This window comes from Limnoglobus roseus, from assembly GCF_008254045.1.
In the GTDB taxonomy this organism is placed as follows: domain Bacteria; phylum Planctomycetota; class Planctomycetia; order Gemmatales; family Gemmataceae; genus Limnoglobus; species Limnoglobus roseus.
The window spans coordinates 252,206-269,885 of sequence record NZ_CP042425.1; the positions used below are offsets into that span (position 1 = coordinate 252,206).

Annotated in this window: 22 protein-coding genes; 17 read left to right on the forward strand and 5 right to left on the reverse strand. The window is 64.2% G+C overall.

Translation table 11 applies throughout. The features are described from left to right. Positions 1-11 precede the first annotated feature (11 nt). Positions 12-935, reverse strand: coding sequence for an L-threonylcarbamoyladenylate synthase (locus PX52LOC_RS01055; RefSeq protein WP_246173625.1), 924 nt, complete (start codon positions 933-935; stop codon positions 12-14). 91 nt (positions 936-1,026) lie between these two features. On the opposite strand from PX52LOC_RS01055, the gene PX52LOC_RS01060 reads away from it, so the two are divergent. The 3 genes from PX52LOC_RS01060 (at position 1,027) to PX52LOC_RS01070 (ending at position 3,593) form a co-directional block, all read left to right on the forward strand. Then, positions 1,027-2,475 carry a tetratricopeptide repeat protein gene (locus PX52LOC_RS01060; RefSeq protein WP_149108339.1) on the forward strand — a complete coding sequence of 483 codons (1,449 nt, stop codon included), beginning with the start codon at positions 1,027-1,029 and terminating at the stop codon, positions 2,473-2,475. After that, positions 2,472-2,792: a hypothetical protein gene (locus PX52LOC_RS01065; protein WP_149108340.1), complete on the forward strand. Its 321-nt coding sequence runs from the start codon at positions 2,472-2,474 to the stop codon at positions 2,790-2,792. Before PX52LOC_RS01060 ends, PX52LOC_RS01065 begins: the two co-directional genes overlap by 4 nt. 162 nt (positions 2,793-2,954) lie before the next feature. After that, on the forward strand, positions 2,955-3,593 hold the full coding sequence (locus tag PX52LOC_RS01070; RefSeq protein WP_149108341.1) for an FHA domain-containing protein: 639 nt from the start codon (positions 2,955-2,957) through the stop codon (positions 3,591-3,593). 163 nt (positions 3,594-3,756) lie between these two features. Here PX52LOC_RS01070 and queF read toward each other — a convergent pair whose 3' ends face one another. Continuing rightward, positions 3,757-4,137, reverse strand: a complete 381-nt coding sequence (gene queF, locus PX52LOC_RS01075; RefSeq protein ID WP_149108342.1) for a preQ(1) synthase — start codon at positions 4,135-4,137, stop codon at positions 3,757-3,759. A 183-nt stretch (positions 4,138-4,320) separates the two neighbouring features. On the opposite strand from queF, the gene queC reads away from it, so the two are divergent. The 8 genes from queC (at position 4,321) to PX52LOC_RS01115 (ending at position 10,788) form a co-directional block, all read left to right on the forward strand. Next, on the forward strand, positions 4,321-5,007 hold the full coding sequence (queC, locus tag PX52LOC_RS01080) for a 7-cyano-7-deazaguanine synthase QueC (protein WP_178132605.1): 687 nt from the start codon (positions 4,321-4,323) through the stop codon (positions 5,005-5,007). Positions 5,008-5,107: 100 nt separating this feature from the next. Then, positions 5,108-5,686: a hypothetical protein gene (locus PX52LOC_RS01085; protein WP_149108344.1), complete on the forward strand. Its 579-nt coding sequence runs from the start codon at positions 5,108-5,110 to the stop codon at positions 5,684-5,686. A gap of 21 nt (positions 5,687-5,707) precedes the next feature. After that, a complete protein-coding gene (locus tag PX52LOC_RS01090) occupies positions 5,708-6,451 on the forward strand; it encodes a pyridoxine 5'-phosphate synthase (protein WP_149108345.1) in 744 nt (247 codons plus the stop codon). A 117-nt stretch (positions 6,452-6,568) separates the two neighbouring features. Next, on the forward strand, positions 6,569-7,234 hold the full coding sequence (locus PX52LOC_RS01095) for a macro domain-containing protein (protein WP_218575254.1): 666 nt from the start codon (positions 6,569-6,571) through the stop codon (positions 7,232-7,234). Positions 7,235-7,243: 9 nt separating this feature from the next. Next, positions 7,244-8,179: an ABC transporter permease subunit gene (locus tag PX52LOC_RS01100; RefSeq protein ID WP_149108346.1), complete on the forward strand. Its 936-nt coding sequence runs from the start codon at positions 7,244-7,246 to the stop codon at positions 8,177-8,179. Between the two features lie 13 nt (positions 8,180-8,192). Then, positions 8,193-9,203 carry an ABC transporter ATP-binding protein gene (locus tag PX52LOC_RS01105; protein WP_149108347.1) on the forward strand — a complete coding sequence of 337 codons (1,011 nt, stop codon included), beginning with the start codon at positions 8,193-8,195 and terminating at the stop codon, positions 9,201-9,203. 207 nt (positions 9,204-9,410) lie between these two features. Then, entirely contained in the window at positions 9,411-10,331 is a 921-nt protein-coding gene (locus PX52LOC_RS01110; RefSeq protein ID WP_149108348.1) for a DUF1559 domain-containing protein, read from the forward strand. Between the two features lie 31 nt (positions 10,332-10,362). Further along, the gene (locus PX52LOC_RS01115; protein ID WP_149108349.1) at positions 10,363-10,788 is read left to right on the forward strand and encodes a hypothetical protein; all 426 of its coding nucleotides are present in this window, start codon (positions 10,363-10,365) and stop codon (positions 10,786-10,788) included. Positions 10,789-10,869: 81 nt separating this feature from the next. Here the strand turns inward: PX52LOC_RS01115 and PX52LOC_RS01120 are convergent, their stop codons facing one another. Continuing rightward, positions 10,870-12,660 carry a serine/threonine-protein kinase gene (locus PX52LOC_RS01120; RefSeq protein ID WP_149108350.1) on the reverse strand — a complete coding sequence of 597 codons (1,791 nt, stop codon included), beginning with the start codon at positions 12,658-12,660 and terminating at the stop codon, positions 10,870-10,872. A gap of 234 nt (positions 12,661-12,894) precedes the next feature. Between PX52LOC_RS01120 and rpmJ the strand changes: the two genes are divergently transcribed. The 6 genes from rpmJ (at position 12,895) to rplQ (ending at position 16,523) form a co-directional block, all read left to right on the forward strand. Then, positions 12,895-13,008, forward strand: a complete 114-nt coding sequence (rpmJ, locus tag PX52LOC_RS01125; RefSeq protein WP_149108351.1) for a 50S ribosomal protein L36 — start codon at positions 12,895-12,897, stop codon at positions 13,006-13,008. A gap of 11 nt (positions 13,009-13,019) precedes the next feature. After that, positions 13,020-13,400 carry a 30S ribosomal protein S13 gene (gene rpsM, locus PX52LOC_RS01130; RefSeq protein WP_149108352.1) on the forward strand — a complete coding sequence of 127 codons (381 nt, stop codon included), beginning with the start codon at positions 13,020-13,022 and terminating at the stop codon, positions 13,398-13,400. Positions 13,401-13,488: 88 nt separating this feature from the next. After that, positions 13,489-13,869, forward strand: a complete 381-nt coding sequence (gene rpsK / locus PX52LOC_RS01135; protein WP_149108353.1) for a 30S ribosomal protein S11 — start codon at positions 13,489-13,491, stop codon at positions 13,867-13,869. A gap of 160 nt (positions 13,870-14,029) precedes the next feature. Continuing rightward, positions 14,030-14,662 carry a 30S ribosomal protein S4 gene (gene rpsD, locus PX52LOC_RS01140; protein WP_149108354.1) on the forward strand — a complete coding sequence of 211 codons (633 nt, stop codon included), beginning with the start codon at positions 14,030-14,032 and terminating at the stop codon, positions 14,660-14,662. Between the two features lie 199 nt (positions 14,663-14,861). Further along, the gene (locus tag PX52LOC_RS01145; protein WP_149108355.1) at positions 14,862-15,863 is read left to right on the forward strand and encodes a DNA-directed RNA polymerase subunit alpha; all 1,002 of its coding nucleotides are present in this window, start codon (positions 14,862-14,864) and stop codon (positions 15,861-15,863) included. A 135-nt stretch (positions 15,864-15,998) separates the two neighbouring features. Then, positions 15,999-16,523 carry a 50S ribosomal protein L17 gene (gene rplQ, locus PX52LOC_RS01150; protein ID WP_149108356.1) on the forward strand — a complete coding sequence of 175 codons (525 nt, stop codon included), beginning with the start codon at positions 15,999-16,001 and terminating at the stop codon, positions 16,521-16,523. Positions 16,524-16,576: 53 nt separating this feature from the next. Here the strand turns inward: rplQ and msrA are convergent, their stop codons facing one another. Both msrA and PX52LOC_RS01160 read right to left on the reverse strand, forming a co-directional pair. Next, complete coding sequence (msrA, locus tag PX52LOC_RS01155) at positions 16,577-17,122, reverse strand: peptide-methionine (S)-S-oxide reductase MsrA (RefSeq protein WP_149108357.1); 546 nt, start codon at positions 17,120-17,122, stop codon at positions 16,577-16,579. Positions 17,123-17,150: 28 nt separating this feature from the next. After that, complete coding sequence (locus PX52LOC_RS01160) at positions 17,151-17,672, reverse strand: NADPH-dependent FMN reductase (RefSeq protein WP_218575255.1); 522 nt, start codon at positions 17,670-17,672, stop codon at positions 17,151-17,153. Positions 17,673-17,680 lie beyond the last annotated feature (8 nt).

Here is a 17,680-nt window from a genome sequence, read left to right on the forward strand (position 1 = left end):
CGGGTGTGATTCTACCCTGCGGCGGCGGCCCGCCGCAGGCGGTCGCGCACGCCCGCCCACTCGGGCGTGTCCGGTGGCAGTTCGATCACGATGCGGTCGAACCGGCCGTCGTCGAGTTCGTGCAACGTCGCGTACAGGTCGGCCGCCGCCTGAAGGGGGTCACTTCCGAGTTTCCAGCGGTACACGCGCCCGCTCACGTCCCCCGGTTCGCCATCAGTTAAGACCACCGGGGTCCGCGGGCTGTAGTGCTTCGCCATCTGGCCGGGCGACTTCGCGATGCCGGCTTCGCTCGCGCCTTCGGTTAGCGGGCCGACAACCGCTTCCAGCATCGGTGCGGAGATCAGGCCGGGCCGCAGGATGCGAACGCCGGCCGTCACGTCCACGACCGTCGATTCGATGCCGCCGGGGCACGGGCCGCCGTCGAGAATCGCGTCGATGCGGCCGTTCAAACTCTTGGCGACGTGGTCAGCCCGCGTCGGCGAAAGCTCCGTCGAGCGATTCGCGCTCGGAGCGGCGACCGGCACGTCGGCGGCGCGGATCAACGCCCGGGCGACGGCGTGGTTCGGGCAACGGACAGCCACCGTCGGTCCGCCCGCCGTCACCACGGCGGGCACGTCCGGCCGCTTCGGTAGCACCAGCGTCAGGGGGCCAGGCCAGAACGCCGCGGCTAACTTCGCAGCCACCTCCGGCCAGTCGGCGGCCACGCGGGAGACTTGCTCCGGGTCCGCGACGTGAACGATCACCGGGTTCGTCGCCGGCCGGCCCTTCGCCGCGAAAATTCCTTGTACTGCGGCTTCGTCCAGGGCGTTCGCCCCCAGGCCGTAGACGGTCTCGGTGGGGAAGGCGACCAGCCCGCCGGTGCGCAAAACGGCGGCCGCGTCGGCGATCACGGCCGGGTCGGGGTTCAGAGGATCGACCGACCAAATGCGCGTCACGGGAAGGTTCCTGATTACGGTGGGCCCGAAAGTGGATACTATTGAGATTACAGGACACCGTCGGAACGCGGACCTCGGCCCCAGGACTGCCATGCCGCCCGCTAACAAGAAGAACGCCCTCCCCAGCCCAACCTCCGATCAGCGGCGCGTCGCCATCGAAAACTTCGACCGCGCCCGCCAGGTCATGGGGAACGGCCAGTATGACTACGCCATCGAGATGTTGCTCACCTGTTGCAAGATCGACCCGAGCAATTTCGGCTTCCGCCAGTTGCTCCGTCGGGCGCAGAAGGAGAAGTACGGCAACAACCTCCGCGGCAGCCGGTTTAACTTCCTGTCGTCGTCCCGCACGAAGACGCGGATCAAGGCAGCGAAGGCGAGCGGCGAGTACCTGAAGGTACTCGAGTACGGCGAAGAAGCGCTCACGAAGAACCCGTGGGACTCCGGCGTGCAGATGGACATGGCCGAGGCGTTCGACGCGCTCGGCTTGCTCGATCTCGCCGTTTTCAGCCTCGATCAAGCCCGGCAGAAGTACCCGCGGGACGCCACTTTGAACCGGGCGCTCGCCCGCCTGTTCGAGAAGCGCGGCGACTTCCAGAAGGCCATCGTCCTGTGGCAGTTGGTGAAGGAAGTCGTTCCGTCGGACGTGGAAGCGTCGCACAAGGGGAAGGACTTGGCCGCCAGCGAGACGATCGCCCGCGGCGGGTACGCCGAGAGTGTGTCCGGGTCGAAGCCGTCGCCGGTGCTGGACAAGCTCGAACAGCAGGCGAGCGGCAAGCACGAGAAACTCAGCCGCGAGACGGAAGCCCTCTTGAAGCGGATCGAGGCCGACCCGACGGAGCCGAGCTTGTACCTGCAACTGGCCCAGTCGTTTCGTAAGTCCGCGCAGCACGACCGGGCACGGGCCACGCTCCAACAGGGCCTCGGGCCGACCGGCAACCACTTTACGCTGCAATTGGAGTTGATGGAACTGGACCTGATGCCGCTGCGGAAGAACCTCGAACACACCGAGGCCAAACTGAAGGCGAAGAAGGCGAAGGGCGACGACGACAACGACGACGGGCCGTCGGAGGAAGAATTGGCCAAGCTGCGGGTCAAGCAGGTGAAGGAGATCAACGCCCGCGAGATCGAAATCTTCCGCACGCGGGCCGACCGCTACCCGACCGACCTATCCATGCGGCTGGAACTCGGCACCCGCTTGTTGAAGGCGGACTTGGTGGACGAGGCGATTACGGAACTGCAACACGTCCGCCGCGACGAGAAGCTCAAAGGCAAGGCGGCGATGTATCTGGGCCTCTGCTTCCGTCGGCGGGCGAACTGGCGGCTGGCGCAGCGGAACTTCGAGGAAGCCCTTCAAACTTTGCCGCCGACGGACGAGATGGCTCGCAAGGAAGTGCTTTTCCAACTCGCGACCGGCTCGGCCGAGATCGGCGAACTGCAACGGGCCATCGACCTGGGCCACGAGTTGGCGAACATGGACTTCAACTTCCGCAACATCGGCAAACTGCTCGACGACTGGGAAGACCGGGTGCAGAAGGCGTGAGCGTTCACGCCATCCGCCTGCGGGGGTTTTGGACCGCCGCCGAAGTTGAACCCGGCCGCGTGCGGTACGCCCGCAACTTCGGCCGCCCGCGAACCCTGGACGCGGGCGAAACCGTCTGGCTGGTAGGCTCGCGTTCGCCGGGAGCGGGACAGGTTCTTCTGAACTGGCAACCCGTCGGCGCAATTCACGCTGACGAGCCATTCGCCTTCGAAATCACATCAATCCTTCAACCGCGGAACACCGTCGAGATCGAAATTGCGGCCGGCGAGGACAAGTTGTTGGGCGAAATCGCCCTCGAAATCCGATCGTCCGACTGATCCGCATCTGAATTTTCACGCCCGCTTCCGAATCGCCCCCGTTCGACTGACGGTTTTCACCGCCCGGTTCGATTTGATCGCCCGCGATTATCCGACAGCGCCCGAACTCTGAGCTACAGTTTCGCTGAACTGACCCTCAACCGCATTTAGGGCCAAGACGACATGGCCACCTGTCCCCTGTGTCTGTTTTCGAACTCGCCGGAAGCGGCCGTGTGCGCCCGGTGTGGAAAATTCCGCTTCCCGGCCGGGCCGACCGAGAGCGAGTTCATCGGCGAAGGGCACACCCGCCTGTTGGCGAGCGTGCACTGCGAGCAGGACACCGACGACGAGTCGGGCCGGCGCACCATCCGCGGGCCGCTGACCGTGACGAAGTCGGCCGTGCAGTCGAGCATGGCCACCGTCGCGGCGACGGCCGTCGCCGGCGACAGCGACGCCTACTCGGTCGTGACCATCGACACGACGCCGGCGCCGCTGGCCCCGGCCCCGCCGCGGCTGATCGTGATTCGCGGCGAAAAGGTGAACGCCGAGTACCTGATCCTGAACGGCAAGAACTTCATGGGCCGCTCGGCCGATAAGCCGGTAGACATCGACCTGACCGGACAGGAATCCTCAGAACAAGTGTGGTCCTCGCGGCAGCACGCGGTCATCATCTTCGACCGCGGGATGCTCTTGATCGAAGACCTGAGCAGCTTGAACGGCACGTTCGTCAACCGCTCCCGCCTCCACCCCGGCCAGCAGCGGATGCTGCAATCCAACGACGTGATTCAGGTCGGCACGGTGCAGTTCAAGGTGACGATGTAGGCCACCGCCTCGACGCCGAAGGCGTCCGGGCAGAACGCCGTGAGCGGAAGCCCCAGGAACAGCCACCCCAACACGATCGCCCCGTAGGGGCCGACGCGCGTCGGCCCCTACGGGGCGAAACGCATTTCCCGCCGCGGTCTGGGACTTCCGCCCGCGGCTGGCTTCACCCCGGCCTCGTCTGCTCGGCCGTATAGCTCGCGGTGACGTTCGTGCTGATGCCGCCGCGCGGGGTCCACTTCGACACGACCACGCACCGCACCGGCTGCGACGCTTCCACGAAATCATCGAGCAGGCGGTTCGTCACCTGCTCGTAGAAAATCCCCTGGTTGCGGAACCGCTGTAGGTACAGTTTCAGCGACTTCAATTCGACGCACTTCTCGCCCGGCGTGTAGGTGAACACGATCGTGCCGTAGTCCGGTTGGCCCGTCTTCGGGCAGACGCTCGTGAACTCCGGGCAGATGATCTCGATGCTGTAGTCGCGGCCCGGTTTCGGGTTCGGAAAGGTTTCGAGCTGGTCGGCGGACGGCGTTTCGGTGAAATCCATGATGCCTCTCTAAGAAGTCTCGCGCAAAGCCGCCAAGAAAACAAGAGGAAAAACTGGAAGAGTTCTTTGGAGAAGAAATGAATCTCCTCTTCTTCGCGTCTTGGCGGCTTTGCGCGAGACTCTTCTTGTCTTCTAGCGGCTTAGCGCGAGACTAATTCTATAACCTCCCTCCCGGAAAGGCCGATCATGGCTCGCGCGGTGGTGTTGCTCAGCGGCGGCCTCGACAGCACGACGACGCTGGCCGTGGCGAAGGATCAGGGGTACGAACTCTACGCCCTCAGCGTGGACTACGGCCAACGGCACAAGGTCGAACTCGCGCGAGCGGCGACGGTCGCCCGGCAGTTCGGCGTGGCCAATCACCGCACGGTGACGCTCGATCTGCGAGCCATCGGCGGCTCGGCCCTCACCGCGGACGTGGCCGTGCCGAAGGACCGCACCGACGCCGCGATGGGCCACGGCGTGCCGATCACCTACGTCCCGGCCCGCAACACGATCCTTCTCGGCGTCGCCCTCGGCTATGCCGAAACCGTCGGCGCGTTCGACTTGTTCATTGGCGCGAACGTCCTCGACTACTCCGGCTACCCCGACTGTCGGCCGGAGTTCCTGACCGCGTTCGAGAGTCTCGCCAATCTCGCAACGAAGGCCGGCGTCGAGGGCACCGGCCGCTTCCGCGTTCACGCCCCGCTCTTGAAGCTGACGAAGGCCGAGATCATCCGCGAGGGCACCCGCCTCGGCGTCGATTTCGGACAAACGCTCAGTTGCTACGACCCGGACGCCGCCGGAAAGGCGTGCGGCCACTGCGACTCGTGCTTGCTCCGCAAGAAGGGCTTCGCAGAAGCGGGCGTGCCCGATCCGACGGCGTATCAGTAGCGGTCGCCCCCGCACTTCCTAAACTGAAGATTGCGACCCGAGAAGCGAATCACCCGGTAGCGTGCGGCCGCCCCGCCCCGCGACCCGAGGCCCGGCAGTGATGTCCGACAAGCAGTCCTCCCCACCGGAAGCGGAGATCGTTCTGACCCCTCCCTCAGCCCTCGACGACCGGCTGAAGCGGTTAGAGGAGTCGATCGCCGGGATGCGGTCGCAAGCCCTGGCTCCGGCGAACGAGGACGACCTCGCCGAGCGCGTCCTGAAAGTCCTGACGGCGAAGGCGGCCGAGCACCGGGCGGCGAACGGCGTTGGCCCCGCCGGACTTGCCCCTCTCGCGTCCATGCCGGTGGTCGTGCCGCCCGAGATCGGTAGTCCGCCGAACGGCCAAAGTTTGTGGGGCTGGTTCGTCGCCGGCATCGTCAGCGAGATTACCATCATCGCGCGGATGTACTTCGACCCGCGGTACCGACTGAGTCGGGTGGCCCAGTTCGGCGTGCCGGCCATTCTCGGCCTGTTCGTGCTGAACTACTTCTTCTTCGCCTACACCTGTGCCCTGCCGATCGTGCCGCTGATCGGCGAGCGGCTCGTGTGCGTAATTTTGTCGCTGGCGTTGTATAAAGTGTTGGTCCGCGAAGTCAGTCGCTACCGGCAGGTGCTGGAGTACCTCGCCCGGTTTGGGTAGTGCGGCCCGAAGGGGTAGTCCATGATCCGTCTCGGCGTCAACATCGACCACGTGGCCACGGTTCGGCAGGCTCGCCGCGGGGCGGAACCCGACCCGGTAGCAGCGGCCATCCTCGCCACGCTCGGCGGGGCGGACGGCATCACCATTCACCTCCGCGAAGACCGCCGGCACATCCAGGACCGCGACCTGCACGTCCTCCGCCAGACCGTCACCACGCGGCTGAACCTGGAGATGGCCTGCTCCGACGAAATCATCGCCATCGCCCTGAAAGCAAAGCCCGACGAGGTCACGCTCGTCCCGGAAAAGCGGCAAGAGCTAACGACCGAGGGCGGGCTGGACGTCCAGAGTAACATCGACTGCGTCCGCAAGGGCGTCGACCAGCTGAAAGCCGGCGGCATTCTCGTGTCACTGTTCATCGACACCGACATCGAGCAGGTGGACCTGGCGAAAGCCGTTGGGGCGGATGCCATCGAGTTCCACACCGGCACGTATGCCGACGCCGTCGGGCGGAAGGCCGTCGGCGAGGAGTTGGCGAAGTTGCAAACGGCCGCCGCCCACGCGGTGCGGGCCGGTCTGCACGTCCACATGGGCCACGGGTTGAACTACCAGAACGTGCCCGCGATTGTGCGCATCCCCGGCGTCGAGGAACTGAACATCGGCTTCAGCATCATCAGCCGGGCGTTGATGGTCGGCATGACGCAAGCCGTCCGCGACATGAAGCACGCGATGAGCGAACACTACCCCAATCCGAAGAAGACCGTTTAACATGGCGAGCCGAGCGGCGTAAGCCACCTGGTGTCACGCGGCGATTCACCCGACTCCTGACGGAGTTCGGCTCGCCAGTCGTCTGAAACGCGAAACAGTTGCAACGGATGTTCGCCCATGTTCGATGCCGTCAAATCCAAGATTCGGCGGTGGCACATGAAGATGTTGAAGCCGTTCGGCGTCGTGCCCCCGACGGCCTTGAAGCTCAGTTTGGGAGATCACTCGCCGTTCGTTGCGGAATCGCTGGCCCAGGTTTTCGCGGACGTTGCCGCCGCAGAAGTGGTTCACGGAAACTTGCTCGATCTGGATTGCGACGCCCTCGTCAGTCCGGCCAACAGCTTCGGCGACATGAGCGGGGGCATCGACAAGGCAATCGACGACTTCTACCGGGGTGAAGCCCAAAGTCGGCTGGTGGCGGCGATTGCCGAGCGGTTCCTCGGCGAGTTGCCGGTCGGCATGGCAGTCGTGTTGGAGTTGTCTTCAAAGCGATTCCCATTCCTGATTGCAGCCCCGACCATGCGAATTCCCGGCAGTATTGCCGGCTCGATCAACGCCTACCTCGCCATGCGAGCGGTGTTAGTCGCCGTGAAGCAGTTCAACGAAACAGCTTCCCGTCCGATCCGAAGTTTGGCCGTGTGCGGACTGGGAACGGGCGTCGGAGGTTTGCACGCCGCCGATGCGGCACTGCAAATGCGAACGGCCTACGATTCCATCATCGGCGAACAGTGGCGGCAGGTTCAGCACCCGGTTCTAGCTCCGTATGCCATGCGAAGGGCGAGATAGAAACAGACCATGCCCACCGTCACCGACAACCTGCTGCGCTACCGGCCCTGGCGGGGCGAGTTCCGCGGGCCGACGAACGGCTCGTGGGCGATGGCCCGCACGTCGCTGTTCCTGCTCGCGCGTCGGCGGATCTTCTGGGGACTGTACGCGCTGGCCCTGATGGTGTTCTTTTTCTTCTTCTACGGCCAGTACCTCATCGTCTGGATTCAGCAGCAGACGGCCCAGCAGACGGTGCAGTTCGGTGGCATCCCGGTGAAGGTCAGCGAACTCACGAAGTTCCTCGACCGGCTGAACCTCAACGGTTCGGCCCACACGTTCGCGAACTTCATCTGGTTCCAGGGGTACATCGTTATGATCGTTCTGGCGCTGGCCGGGGCAGTCCTCGTCGGCAACGATTTCGCCCACGGCAGCCTGCCGTTCTACCTGTCGAAGCCCATCGGCCGGCGGCACTACCTGCTCGGCAAGTTCCTCGCCATCGGCCTCTTCTTGAACCTCGTGACCACCGTGCCCGCGTTCGCCCTCTACCTGCAAGCCGGCCTGCTGTACGACTGGCAGTCGTACTACTTCGATCACCTCCGCGAACTGCTCGGCATCGTCGGCTACGGAGCCGCCCTCACACTGACGCTCGGCCTCCTGCTCATCGCGACGGCCGTGTGGGTGCGGAAGACGGTGCCGCTCATCATGGTCTGGACCGGCCTGTTCGTCCTCACGCGATTGCTGGCGTCGATGCTGGTGGAAGGGGCGAACCTCGACGTGCGGTGGCGGCTGATCGACTTGTGGAACGACCTGTACCTCGTCGGCCTCTGGTGCCTGGGCGCACCGTGGGAGTCGGCCCGCGGCCCGCAGCCGCAGTTCTGGGAAGCGGCCGCCGCATGCGGGGCGGTGATCGTCGGGTGTATGCTGTACCTACGGCGACGGATTCAGGCGGTGGAAATCATCTCGTAGTGCGGAGCGCGGAATGCGGAGCGCGGAGTTAAAACCCGAGATCACGAACCTCGCGAAGGCGGATTTGTCTTCCCACTCTTCGATCCGCCCTCCGCACTCAGCACTGCTCGTTTTCGAGCAAGTCTCGAAGTGGTACGGCCAAGTCCTCGGGTTGAATCAAGTCACGCTGGAACTCCGCGGCGGCATTACCGGCCTCGTCGGGTCGAACGGGGCAGGCAAGTCGACGCTCATGAAGCTCGCAACCGGGCAGATTCGCCCGACGCTCGGCCGCGTCACCGTCGCCGGCGTGGACGCCTGGCACTGGGAGGCTCGCCGACTGGTCGGCTATTGCCCGGACGTGGACGCCTTCTACGAGGACATGACCGGCCGCGAGTTCGTTCGCACGATGGCCGACCTGTGCGGCTACCCGTCCGCGGAATCGAAACGACGCACCGAGGCGACGCTGGATCGCGTCGGCATGAGTGACCGGGCGGACCGTAAACTCCGCGGCTACTCGAAAGGGATGCGACAGCGGATCAAGCTCGCGCAAGCCCTGCTCACCGACCCGAGCCTGCTCGTCCTCGACGAACCACTCTCCGGCATCGACCCCGTCGGTCGGCAGGAGTTGCTCGATCTGTTCCGCTCGCTGGCCGCCCAAGGCATGGGCTTGCTCGTATCCAGCCACGAACTCGAAGAGTTGGAGAAGCTGACAAACCACGTCGCGATCATGGCCCGCGGCCGGGTGGCGGCCGTCGGCACGCTGCAGAAGATTCGCGAGATGCTCGAAGACTTCCCGCTCTCGGTCCGCATCGACGTGGAGCGGCCGAAGGATGTGGCGAAGTTGCTCCTCTCGCTCGACGAAGTCACCGGCGTTGACGTGGCCGGCGACACGGTGACGGTGCGAGCGCATTCACCGAAGACGTTCTTCCGCGACTTCGGCCGGCTCGTCGTGCGCGAACGACTGGATGTCCGCCGCTTGGAGCCGCTCGACGACTCGGCCCACGCGATCCTCGGCTATCTCCTGGGTGGCAGTGGAAAGACGTGACCCTTTGCCACCACGACCGGGACGCGGTGGCGAGGAACCACCTCACTTACGTCAAGCGGAGAGTCGATCGGCCGGCGGCCAAAAATCCTTCACACATCAGAACTTTCTTGTTGCAATGGGCGTGAGTGAAGTTATCCTCATCTCAATCGCCCGTCTGCTTGACTCGCAAACTCATCCTTTCGTCTTTTTATTTTCCGAGGAGTTCAAATGCTACGCTCTCCCAGGCGGCACCGGGCGTTTACGCTCATTGAGTTGCTGGTCGTCATCGCGATCATTGCCATTCTCATCGGCCTGTTGTTACCGGCCGTCCAGAAGGTCCGCGAAGCGGCCGCGCGGATGAAGTGCAGTAACAACCTCAAACAGTGGGGGCTGGGCATGCACAGCTTCCACGACATCAACGGGAGCTTCCCGAAAGGCTCGTCGAACAACCCGCGGCAGACGTGGGTCATGTACCTCTGGCCACAGATCGAGCAGAACGCTCTGGCCCAAAAGAACGACTTCACCAAGCACTTCTACGAAGCCCCGGGAACGATCGTGAACACGATGACCGGCCTGTGCGGTGCACACGTGCCGATCTACCTTTGCCCGAGTGACAGCGGCACCATCGACCAGAGCAACGGCACCTACCAACGGACCCGCGGTAACTACGTCGTCAACTGGGGGAATATCGGGTACGACACGGCCCAGACGAGCGGCGGTCGGGCACCGTTCTACCACACCAGCGGTGATCGATCGAAGCCCGGCAAGACCAAGATGACGGACATGACCGACGGCACGTCGAACACCCTGCTCATGTCCGAGTACCTCCTCGCGAAGGGCGCGGACGACAACGACTGGCGCGGCGACATTCACAACGACGACGGCATCTTCCGCTTTCACACCACCCTGACGCCGAACACGACCTCGGCGGACATCATTACGAACGGCTGGTTCCAAACCCCGAACGACGCGCTCATGCCGGCCACGGCGGGCAGCCCCCAGCAGAACGCGGCCCGCAGCCGGCACACCGGCGGCGTGAACGCCCTCCTCGGCGACGGCTCGGTGCGGTTCTTCCGCAACACCACGCCGCTCGCCAACTGGCAGGCGCTGGGCACGATGGACGGCGGCGAAGCGCTGTCCAACGAGTGACCGTTTCGACTTACCCCCTCGGAGAATTGCGATGGTGCCCCCTCTCCTCCGCCGCCTCGGGCTGGGCTTCGCGCTCGCGGTCGGCGTCACCTCGGTCGGTGGTTGCGATAGCGGTCCGCCGGCCGGGGACGTGTCCGGCCTCGTGACCCTGGACGGCAAGCCCGTGGATAACGGGTACGTGAACCTCCTGCCGGCCGACGGCAAGAGCCCGTCGTCCGGGGGGGAAATTGGGCCGGACGGACGGTACCGCGTTCGCAAAGCCTCGGTCGGCGTCATGAAGGTCGAAATTCGGTCATCAAAAGTGACCGGCAAGAAGAAGCTGTACAACACGAAGGACAGCCCGGAGCAAGAGATCCGGCAGGAAATTCTGCCCACAAAGTACAACAACCCGACGACGTTGACCTACGACGTGCCCGCCGGGGCCAGCGAGAAGAACTGGGAATTGCAGTCGAAGTAAGCGTGTCGGTTTCCTACGGCCGTCGGCAGTGCCGACGGCCGCGTCGTTTGCGGGCGACGCCGCCGCTTCCTTGTGAAATCGTCACTTGAATTGCGGGAGCGTGAACTCCAACGGTTTGTCCACGTCCAGGAAGTGGAGGGTCAGTTTTTTCACGTCGGCCGGTGGCATGTTGAATCGAATCCAGAACTGCTCTGATGTCGATTGTGGGGCAAGGCTCACCCGCTTAAACATTAGAGAAGCAAGGTATCTCCCGTCTTTCGTTCGGGCCACATGGTTGAGGTCACTGAGATTCGGGGGATAAGCCAGGGTGGCATTCGCGCCAGCGTGAAACCAACTTCCCACCGGATGCCAGGTGCTTGATCGTTCGGTGGGATGAGAGGGATAGCCTTCCTGGTTGAATAGCATGACGCGCTCGTTCGTCGGATTAAAGTACGCGAGCACGATTTCCAGGTTGCCGTCGTCGGCCTTTTTCGCGTCGAGAATGTCTAGAAGAACTTGATCCTGGGTCCGCTTCGCACGGGCTAGGGGCTTCGCCCCCTGCACGATTCTCAACAACCGCTCCGAGGCGCCGGCGGCCTTCAGGCGGTCCGCCGCCTCGCCCTCGGGCTTGTACGCCAAACCACCTTGCTCGAAGCGATCGACAATCGCATTCTCGGCCACTCCGAGTTGGAGGAGCGACAGCAGTGCTTGCTCCGAGAGTGGCCCCTTCTTCGCATCCGGCGGAACGGTGACCGATTCCTTGGCGGCCTCCGCGGCCGTAGTCGAGGAAGCGGCAGATTCTGTCGCAGGGCGTTTGAGGGTGAAAGCGTAAATCGCCAGCCCCAAAGCGACGACTGCCACGCCCCAGCCCACCCACCCGAGGCGGGTCAACTTCCCGGATTGTGTCGCACCCGCTCCCGGTACGGGGTTCGGGGGAAGGTTCAACTGGGTTGCCTGAAGAGTCGTCGTGGCCCGGTGGCTTTCCGGCGGGGCATTGCGGGCGGCGACGAGAGCCTCCGCGAAAGCCGCCATTGTCGGAAAGCGGTCGGACGGGTTCTTCGCCAGTGCCTTCAACACGACCGCTTCCACGGCCGACGACACGTCGGGGCAGAGGTCGGTGGGGCGGGCGGGCGGCGAGTACACCACGCGGTAGAGGATTTCGGTCAGCGACCCCTGGAACGGGGCCACGCCGGTCAACAGTTCGTACAGGATCACGCCGAGGCTGTAGAGGTCGCTGGCGGGGCCGACCCGCCCGAACTTGCTATCGATCTGTTCCGGCGACATGTACGTCGGTGTGCCCAAGATCGCGCCGGACTTCGTCAGGGCCGGGGTTGACGGGTCCGTGCGGCGGACGAGTCCGAAGTCGGTGATGAGCGGTTCGCCGGCCGCGTTCATCAAGATGTTCGCCGGCTTCAGGTCGCGGTGCACAATGCCGGTGCGGTGGGCCAAATCAAGGGCCTGTGCCAGTTTGTGGATGAGCGTGATGGCCCGCTCGACCGAGAACCGCCCTTCTTGCATCCGCTGGGCCAGCGACGCGCCATCGATGTACGCCATCGTGAAGAACGTCACGCCGTCGACTTGGCCCACGTCGTGGACGGGGCAGATGTTCGGATGGCCGAGCCCGGCCGCGGCGCGGGCTTCGCGGTGGAAGCGTTCGAGGTCGTCCGGCGAAACGCCGCCGTCCGCGACGGGAATCTTCAAGGCGACTTGCCGCTCCAAACTCTGGTCGAACGCCAGGTAAACCTCCCCCATCCCGCCGCGGCCAAGGATGCGAAGGATGCGGTACCGCCCAAAGACCTCGGGCAGCCGGCCGATCCGCTGGCCACTCAGGTAGGGGGCGGACGGATCGGGCTGAACAATCGTGCCCGACGGGCCAGGAGTGGGGTCAGGCATAAAACGTCTCAAGGGGTTTAGGGATGCCCCACTTAATACGGCGACACGCGGGACGTGATTAAGATTCTAGGCGGTACGGTCGGGCGGAAGAACGAGATTCCAAATGTGCTCGTATCGGCCAAAAACTGTGCCGCCGTGCGGGAAAAACCTTCGCTCCAATCTTGCCAATAGTTCCGTCGATTCTAGTTTAACTGTCTACCTTTATTTCGGGGCTAAGCCGGCCCGGAGGCCGACGTGAAAGTTCGATCCAGCGTTAAGCGCATCTGCGAAAAGTGCAAACTCATCAAGCGGAAGGGCGTCGTCCGCGTGATTTGTGAAGACCCGCGCCACAAGCAACGCCAAGGCTAAGGAATCAGGACATGCCGCGTATTCAAGGCGTCGACATCCCGCCCGACAAATTGCTCCACATCAGCCTGCGCTACCTCCGCGGCATCGGGCCGACCACCGCGCTCGAACTGTGCGAGAAAGTCGGCGTCGATCCGATGCGGCGGGCCAAGACCCTCACCGACGACGAGGTCGCCAAGCTCGCCACGATCATCGACCGCGATTACCTCGTGGAAGGGGCCTTGCGTCGCTTCGACGGCGGCAACATCCAGCGGTTGAAGGAAATCAAGTCGTACCGCGGCGAACGGCACCGGAAGAACCTCCCGGTCCGCGGCCAGCGGAGCAAGACCAACGCCCGGACCCGCAAGGGCATCCGGAAGACGGTTGCCGGTAAGAAGGGCGTCAAGGACAAGTAAAAGGGCGGCGAGTGACGGGCGGCGAGTGACGAGTTCACGGCCGGTCTTCGCTCGCAACTCGTCACTCTTAACTCGCGACTACACACACATGGCCAAGAGCAAGAAGAAGAAGCAACGTCGCAACGTGAGCCGTGGGCACGCCCACATCCAATCGACGTTCAACAACACCATCGTCACCATCACCGACACCAACGGCGACACGCTGTGCAGTGCGTCGGGCGGGATGGTCGGCTTCAAGGGGAGCCGGAAGAGCACGCCGTTCGCCGCCCAACGGGCCGCGGAAGAAGCCGCCAACAAGGCGTCGAAGTACGGCGTGAAGGAAATCGAAGTGTTCATCAAAGGACCGGGTGCGGGCCGCGAGTCGGCCGTCACCGCCCTCCAAGCTTCGGGCCTGAACGTGAAGGCCATCGAAGACGTCACCCCGATGCCGCACAACGGCTGCCGACCGCCGAAAAAGCGCCGGGTGTGATTTTTCTTTGCGACGACATCCGTGGTCAGGGGCCGCATTTCGAATGCAACCCCTGACCACAACTGTTCTCCGACCCGTGAGAGTGGACCGACGCTGGGGTTCGCCACACTCCGCGGAGACAGGATGCCGACGCTACGGACCCCTGTAGGATCGGATTTCCATGGCCCGACATACGGACCCCGCTTGTAAGCGGTGCCGGCGGGAGCAGATGAAGCTGTTCCTCAAAGGCAGCCGCTGCTTCAGCCCGAAGTGCCCGATTGACCGCGAAGCCCGCCCGCCGGGCATGCACGGTGCCACCCGCACCAAGCAGACCGAGTACGGCATTCGCCTCCGCGAAAAGCAACGCCTGAAATGGTTCTACGGCTTGCTCGAACGGCAGTTCATGCGGTATCTGGAGCTGGCCAGCAAGGGCTCGAACACCGGCGATGAGTTGCTGGTCCTGATGGAACGTCGGTTGGACAACGTGGTGCACCGCCTCGGCTTCTCGCCGTGCCGCAAGGGTGCCCGCCAACTGATCGCCCACGGCCACGTGATGCTCAACGGCCGCAAGTGCGACGTGGCGAGCGTGCTGGTGAAGCCCGGCGACATCATCAAGGTGAAGCCCGCGGCCCGCAGCTTGGCCCTCGCCCGGTTGAACCTCCAGCAGAGCGGCGAACCGACGCCGGATTACCTGGAGCGGATCAACTCGGAGGAACCGGAAGGCAAGATGAACCGCCTGCCGACGCGCGGCGACGTGGACCCGCGGATCGCGGACGTCCGCGTGCAGCTGATTATCGAAATCGCCACCCGCTAAAGTGGGTGGACAAAGCCCTGGCACAACCGTGCCAAGGCTTCTTGCGACTTCCCCAACGGTCGCGATCCCGTTGGGGTTTCTGTTTGTTTCTGTGTCCTGGCCGATTCGCGTCTTGCTGTGCCGGCGATCACCACCCACCATCGCACGGGTGGCCGCCGACGGAAAGCTGACGCGGACGGTCTTCGAAGGGATGTGCTTTGTGCGTATTCGTTGGCGTGGACTGGAACTGCCGAACCGCGTGGCCTCGGAACGGCCGAGTCTGACCGACACCTACGGCAAGTTCCACGCGGAGCCGTTTGAGCGAGGCTTCGGCATGACGGTCGGCAACAGCCTCCGTCGCATTCTGCTCTCCAGCCTGGAAGGGTCCTCCGTGACCCGCGTCAAAATCCAGGGCGTGCAGCACGAAATCTCGACGATCCCCGGCATCGTCGAGGACGTGACCGACATCATTCTGAACATCAAGTCGCTGGTCGTGAAGAACACCAGCGACCAGCCGAAGGTCATTCGCATCGACCGCCACCAAAAGGGCGTGGTCAAGGCGGCCGACCTCCAGCACGACGAGACGGTGCAAATCCTCAACCCGGAACACCACATTTGCACGATGACCGACGACGTGCCGTTCGTGGTGGAACTGACGGTCGAGAACGGCCGCGGTTATCGCACCGCCGACGAAAACTCCGGCAAGGAACGCGAGATCGGCGTCATCCCGGTGGACAGCAGCTTCTCGCCGGTCGTCCGGGTGAAGTACGACATCGAGGAAACGCGGGTCGGCCAACGGACGAACTACGACCGCCTCGTGATGGAAATTTGGACGAACGGCACCGTCGGCCCGCAGATGGCCCTGGTGGAAGCGGCGAAGATCCTTCGCAAGCACCTCAACCCGTTCATCCAGTACAGCGAACCCGGCCCGGAAGTGTCGCTGGAAGAAGGCCCCATCGAGATCGGGCCGGCCGCCGGCGCGGGCGTGGACATGGAACTCGAGCGCAAGCTCAACATGTCGCTCGCGGAACTCGAACTGTCCGTGCGGGCGACGAACTGCCTGGAATCCGAAGGGATCGCCAGCGTTCGCGACCTCGTGATGCGGTCCGAGGAAGAACTGCTGGAAGTGCGCAACTTCGGCGAAACGACGCTGAAGGAAGTCGCCATCAAGCTGAAAGAACGCGGCCTGCACCTCGGGATGAAAGTCCCGCAGCGCCGGTAGTAAGCAGGAGTCAGGAATCAGGGGTCAGGGATGAAGTCGATCCACGACCCCGGTTCCGTGTCCGTCACTTACCTTGGCACGGGGTGACGTTCTCACTGACTCCTGATCCTTGTCTCCTGACCCCTGAGGTTTGCCATGCGCCACCGTAAAGCCGGCCGGATTCTCGGCCGAAACGCCAGTCACCGCCTCGCGCTCTTCCGCAACCTGAGCCGGGCACTCATCACGCACGAATCGATCCGCACCACCAACGCGAAGGCGAAGGAACTGCGGCCGTTCATCGAGAAGCTCATCACGCTCGCCAAGAAGGGTGCCCTCGCGGACGACGGCACGCCGGCCGGCAAGGCGAAGGCCCTGCACTACCGCCGCCAGGCGATGGCCATCCTCGGCCCGACCCACGGCACCGGCGTCTACGACAAGGCGGGCGAACCGGCGACCGAGAAGACGGCCGACACGGTGCTGAAGAAGCTGTTCAACGTCATCGGCCCGCGGTTCAAGGAGCGGCCGGGCGGTTACACCCGCATCATGAAGCTGCACTACCGCCGCCTCGGCGACGCCGGCGAAGTGTCGGTGATCGAGATGCTGAAGGAAGGCGAGACGAAGGTCGTCCGGACGAAGGAAGGGGCTTCCGCCCCGGCCCCGGCTCCCGTCACGACGGGCTGAGTGGCCAGAGGATCAACGCGAACCGCCGGGCTGGTCCCGGCGGTTTTTTCGTTTCACACCGACTTCCACCACTTCGCGAACTTCTGCCGCGCCTTCGCCGCCTTCGGCGACACCACGGCCATGCAGTACGGCTGATCGGGATTCGCCCGGAAGTAGCCCTGGTGATACTCCTCGGCCGCGTAAAACTTTTCGAACGGCACCACCTGCGTCACGATCGGGTTCGGCCACGCCTGCTCGGCGGTCAGTTTCACGATCGTCTCCTCGGCCATCCGCTTCTGCTCCGGCGAGTGGTAGAAGATCGCCGAGCGGTACTGCGTGCCGACGTCGCCGCCCTGCCGGTTGAGCGTCGTCGGGTTGTGGATGGCGAAGAAGACTTCGAGCAGTTGGCCGAACGTGATGACGGTCGGGTCGAAGGTAACTTGGATGACCTCGGCGTGGCCCGTGTTGCCGTTGCAGACGGCCCGGTAACTCGGGTTCTCGACGTGCCCGCCGCTGAAGCCGGACTCGCACTTTTCGACGCCCTTCAGGTTCTCGAAGCAGGCTTCCAGGCACCAGTAACAGCCGCCGCCGAGCGTGGCGACCTCGTGTTGTTGCGACATGCGTTGCCCTCGGGGTGGGAATCACCCGTCAGGCCATTCTACCCGCCACGACGGCCGAGACGGCGTCCCGCACCGGCCCCGCGAGCGTCGGATCGGCCACGATGCCGGCAACATCCAGTTTGCGGCCGGCGACCGGCACGGCCACCGAACTGACGATCCGGGCGTCCATCGTTTTGAGCACTTCGTGCAGTTGGGCCGCCGCGTGAACCGAACGCGGGGAAGCGTTGAGAAGGGCGACCGGCTTGCCGACGAACTCGCCGCTGCCGACGACCCAGTCGAGGGCGTTCTTCAAGGAGCCGGGGATGCCGTGGGCGTACTCGGGGCTGCACACCAGAACGCCGGCCGCCGAAGTCAGTGCGGCCTGCCATGCCTTGACTGCCGGGTGGCCGACCGACTCGTCATCGGGGTTGAAGTGCGGCAGAACAGCCAACTCGGTGAAGAAGACGACTTCGACACCGGCCGGAGCCAGCCGTGCGGCCGCTTGGAGGAGTTTGACGTTCGACGATTCGGCCCGCAGGCTGCCGCACACGGCCAAGAGTTGAACGGGCATCGCGCGGC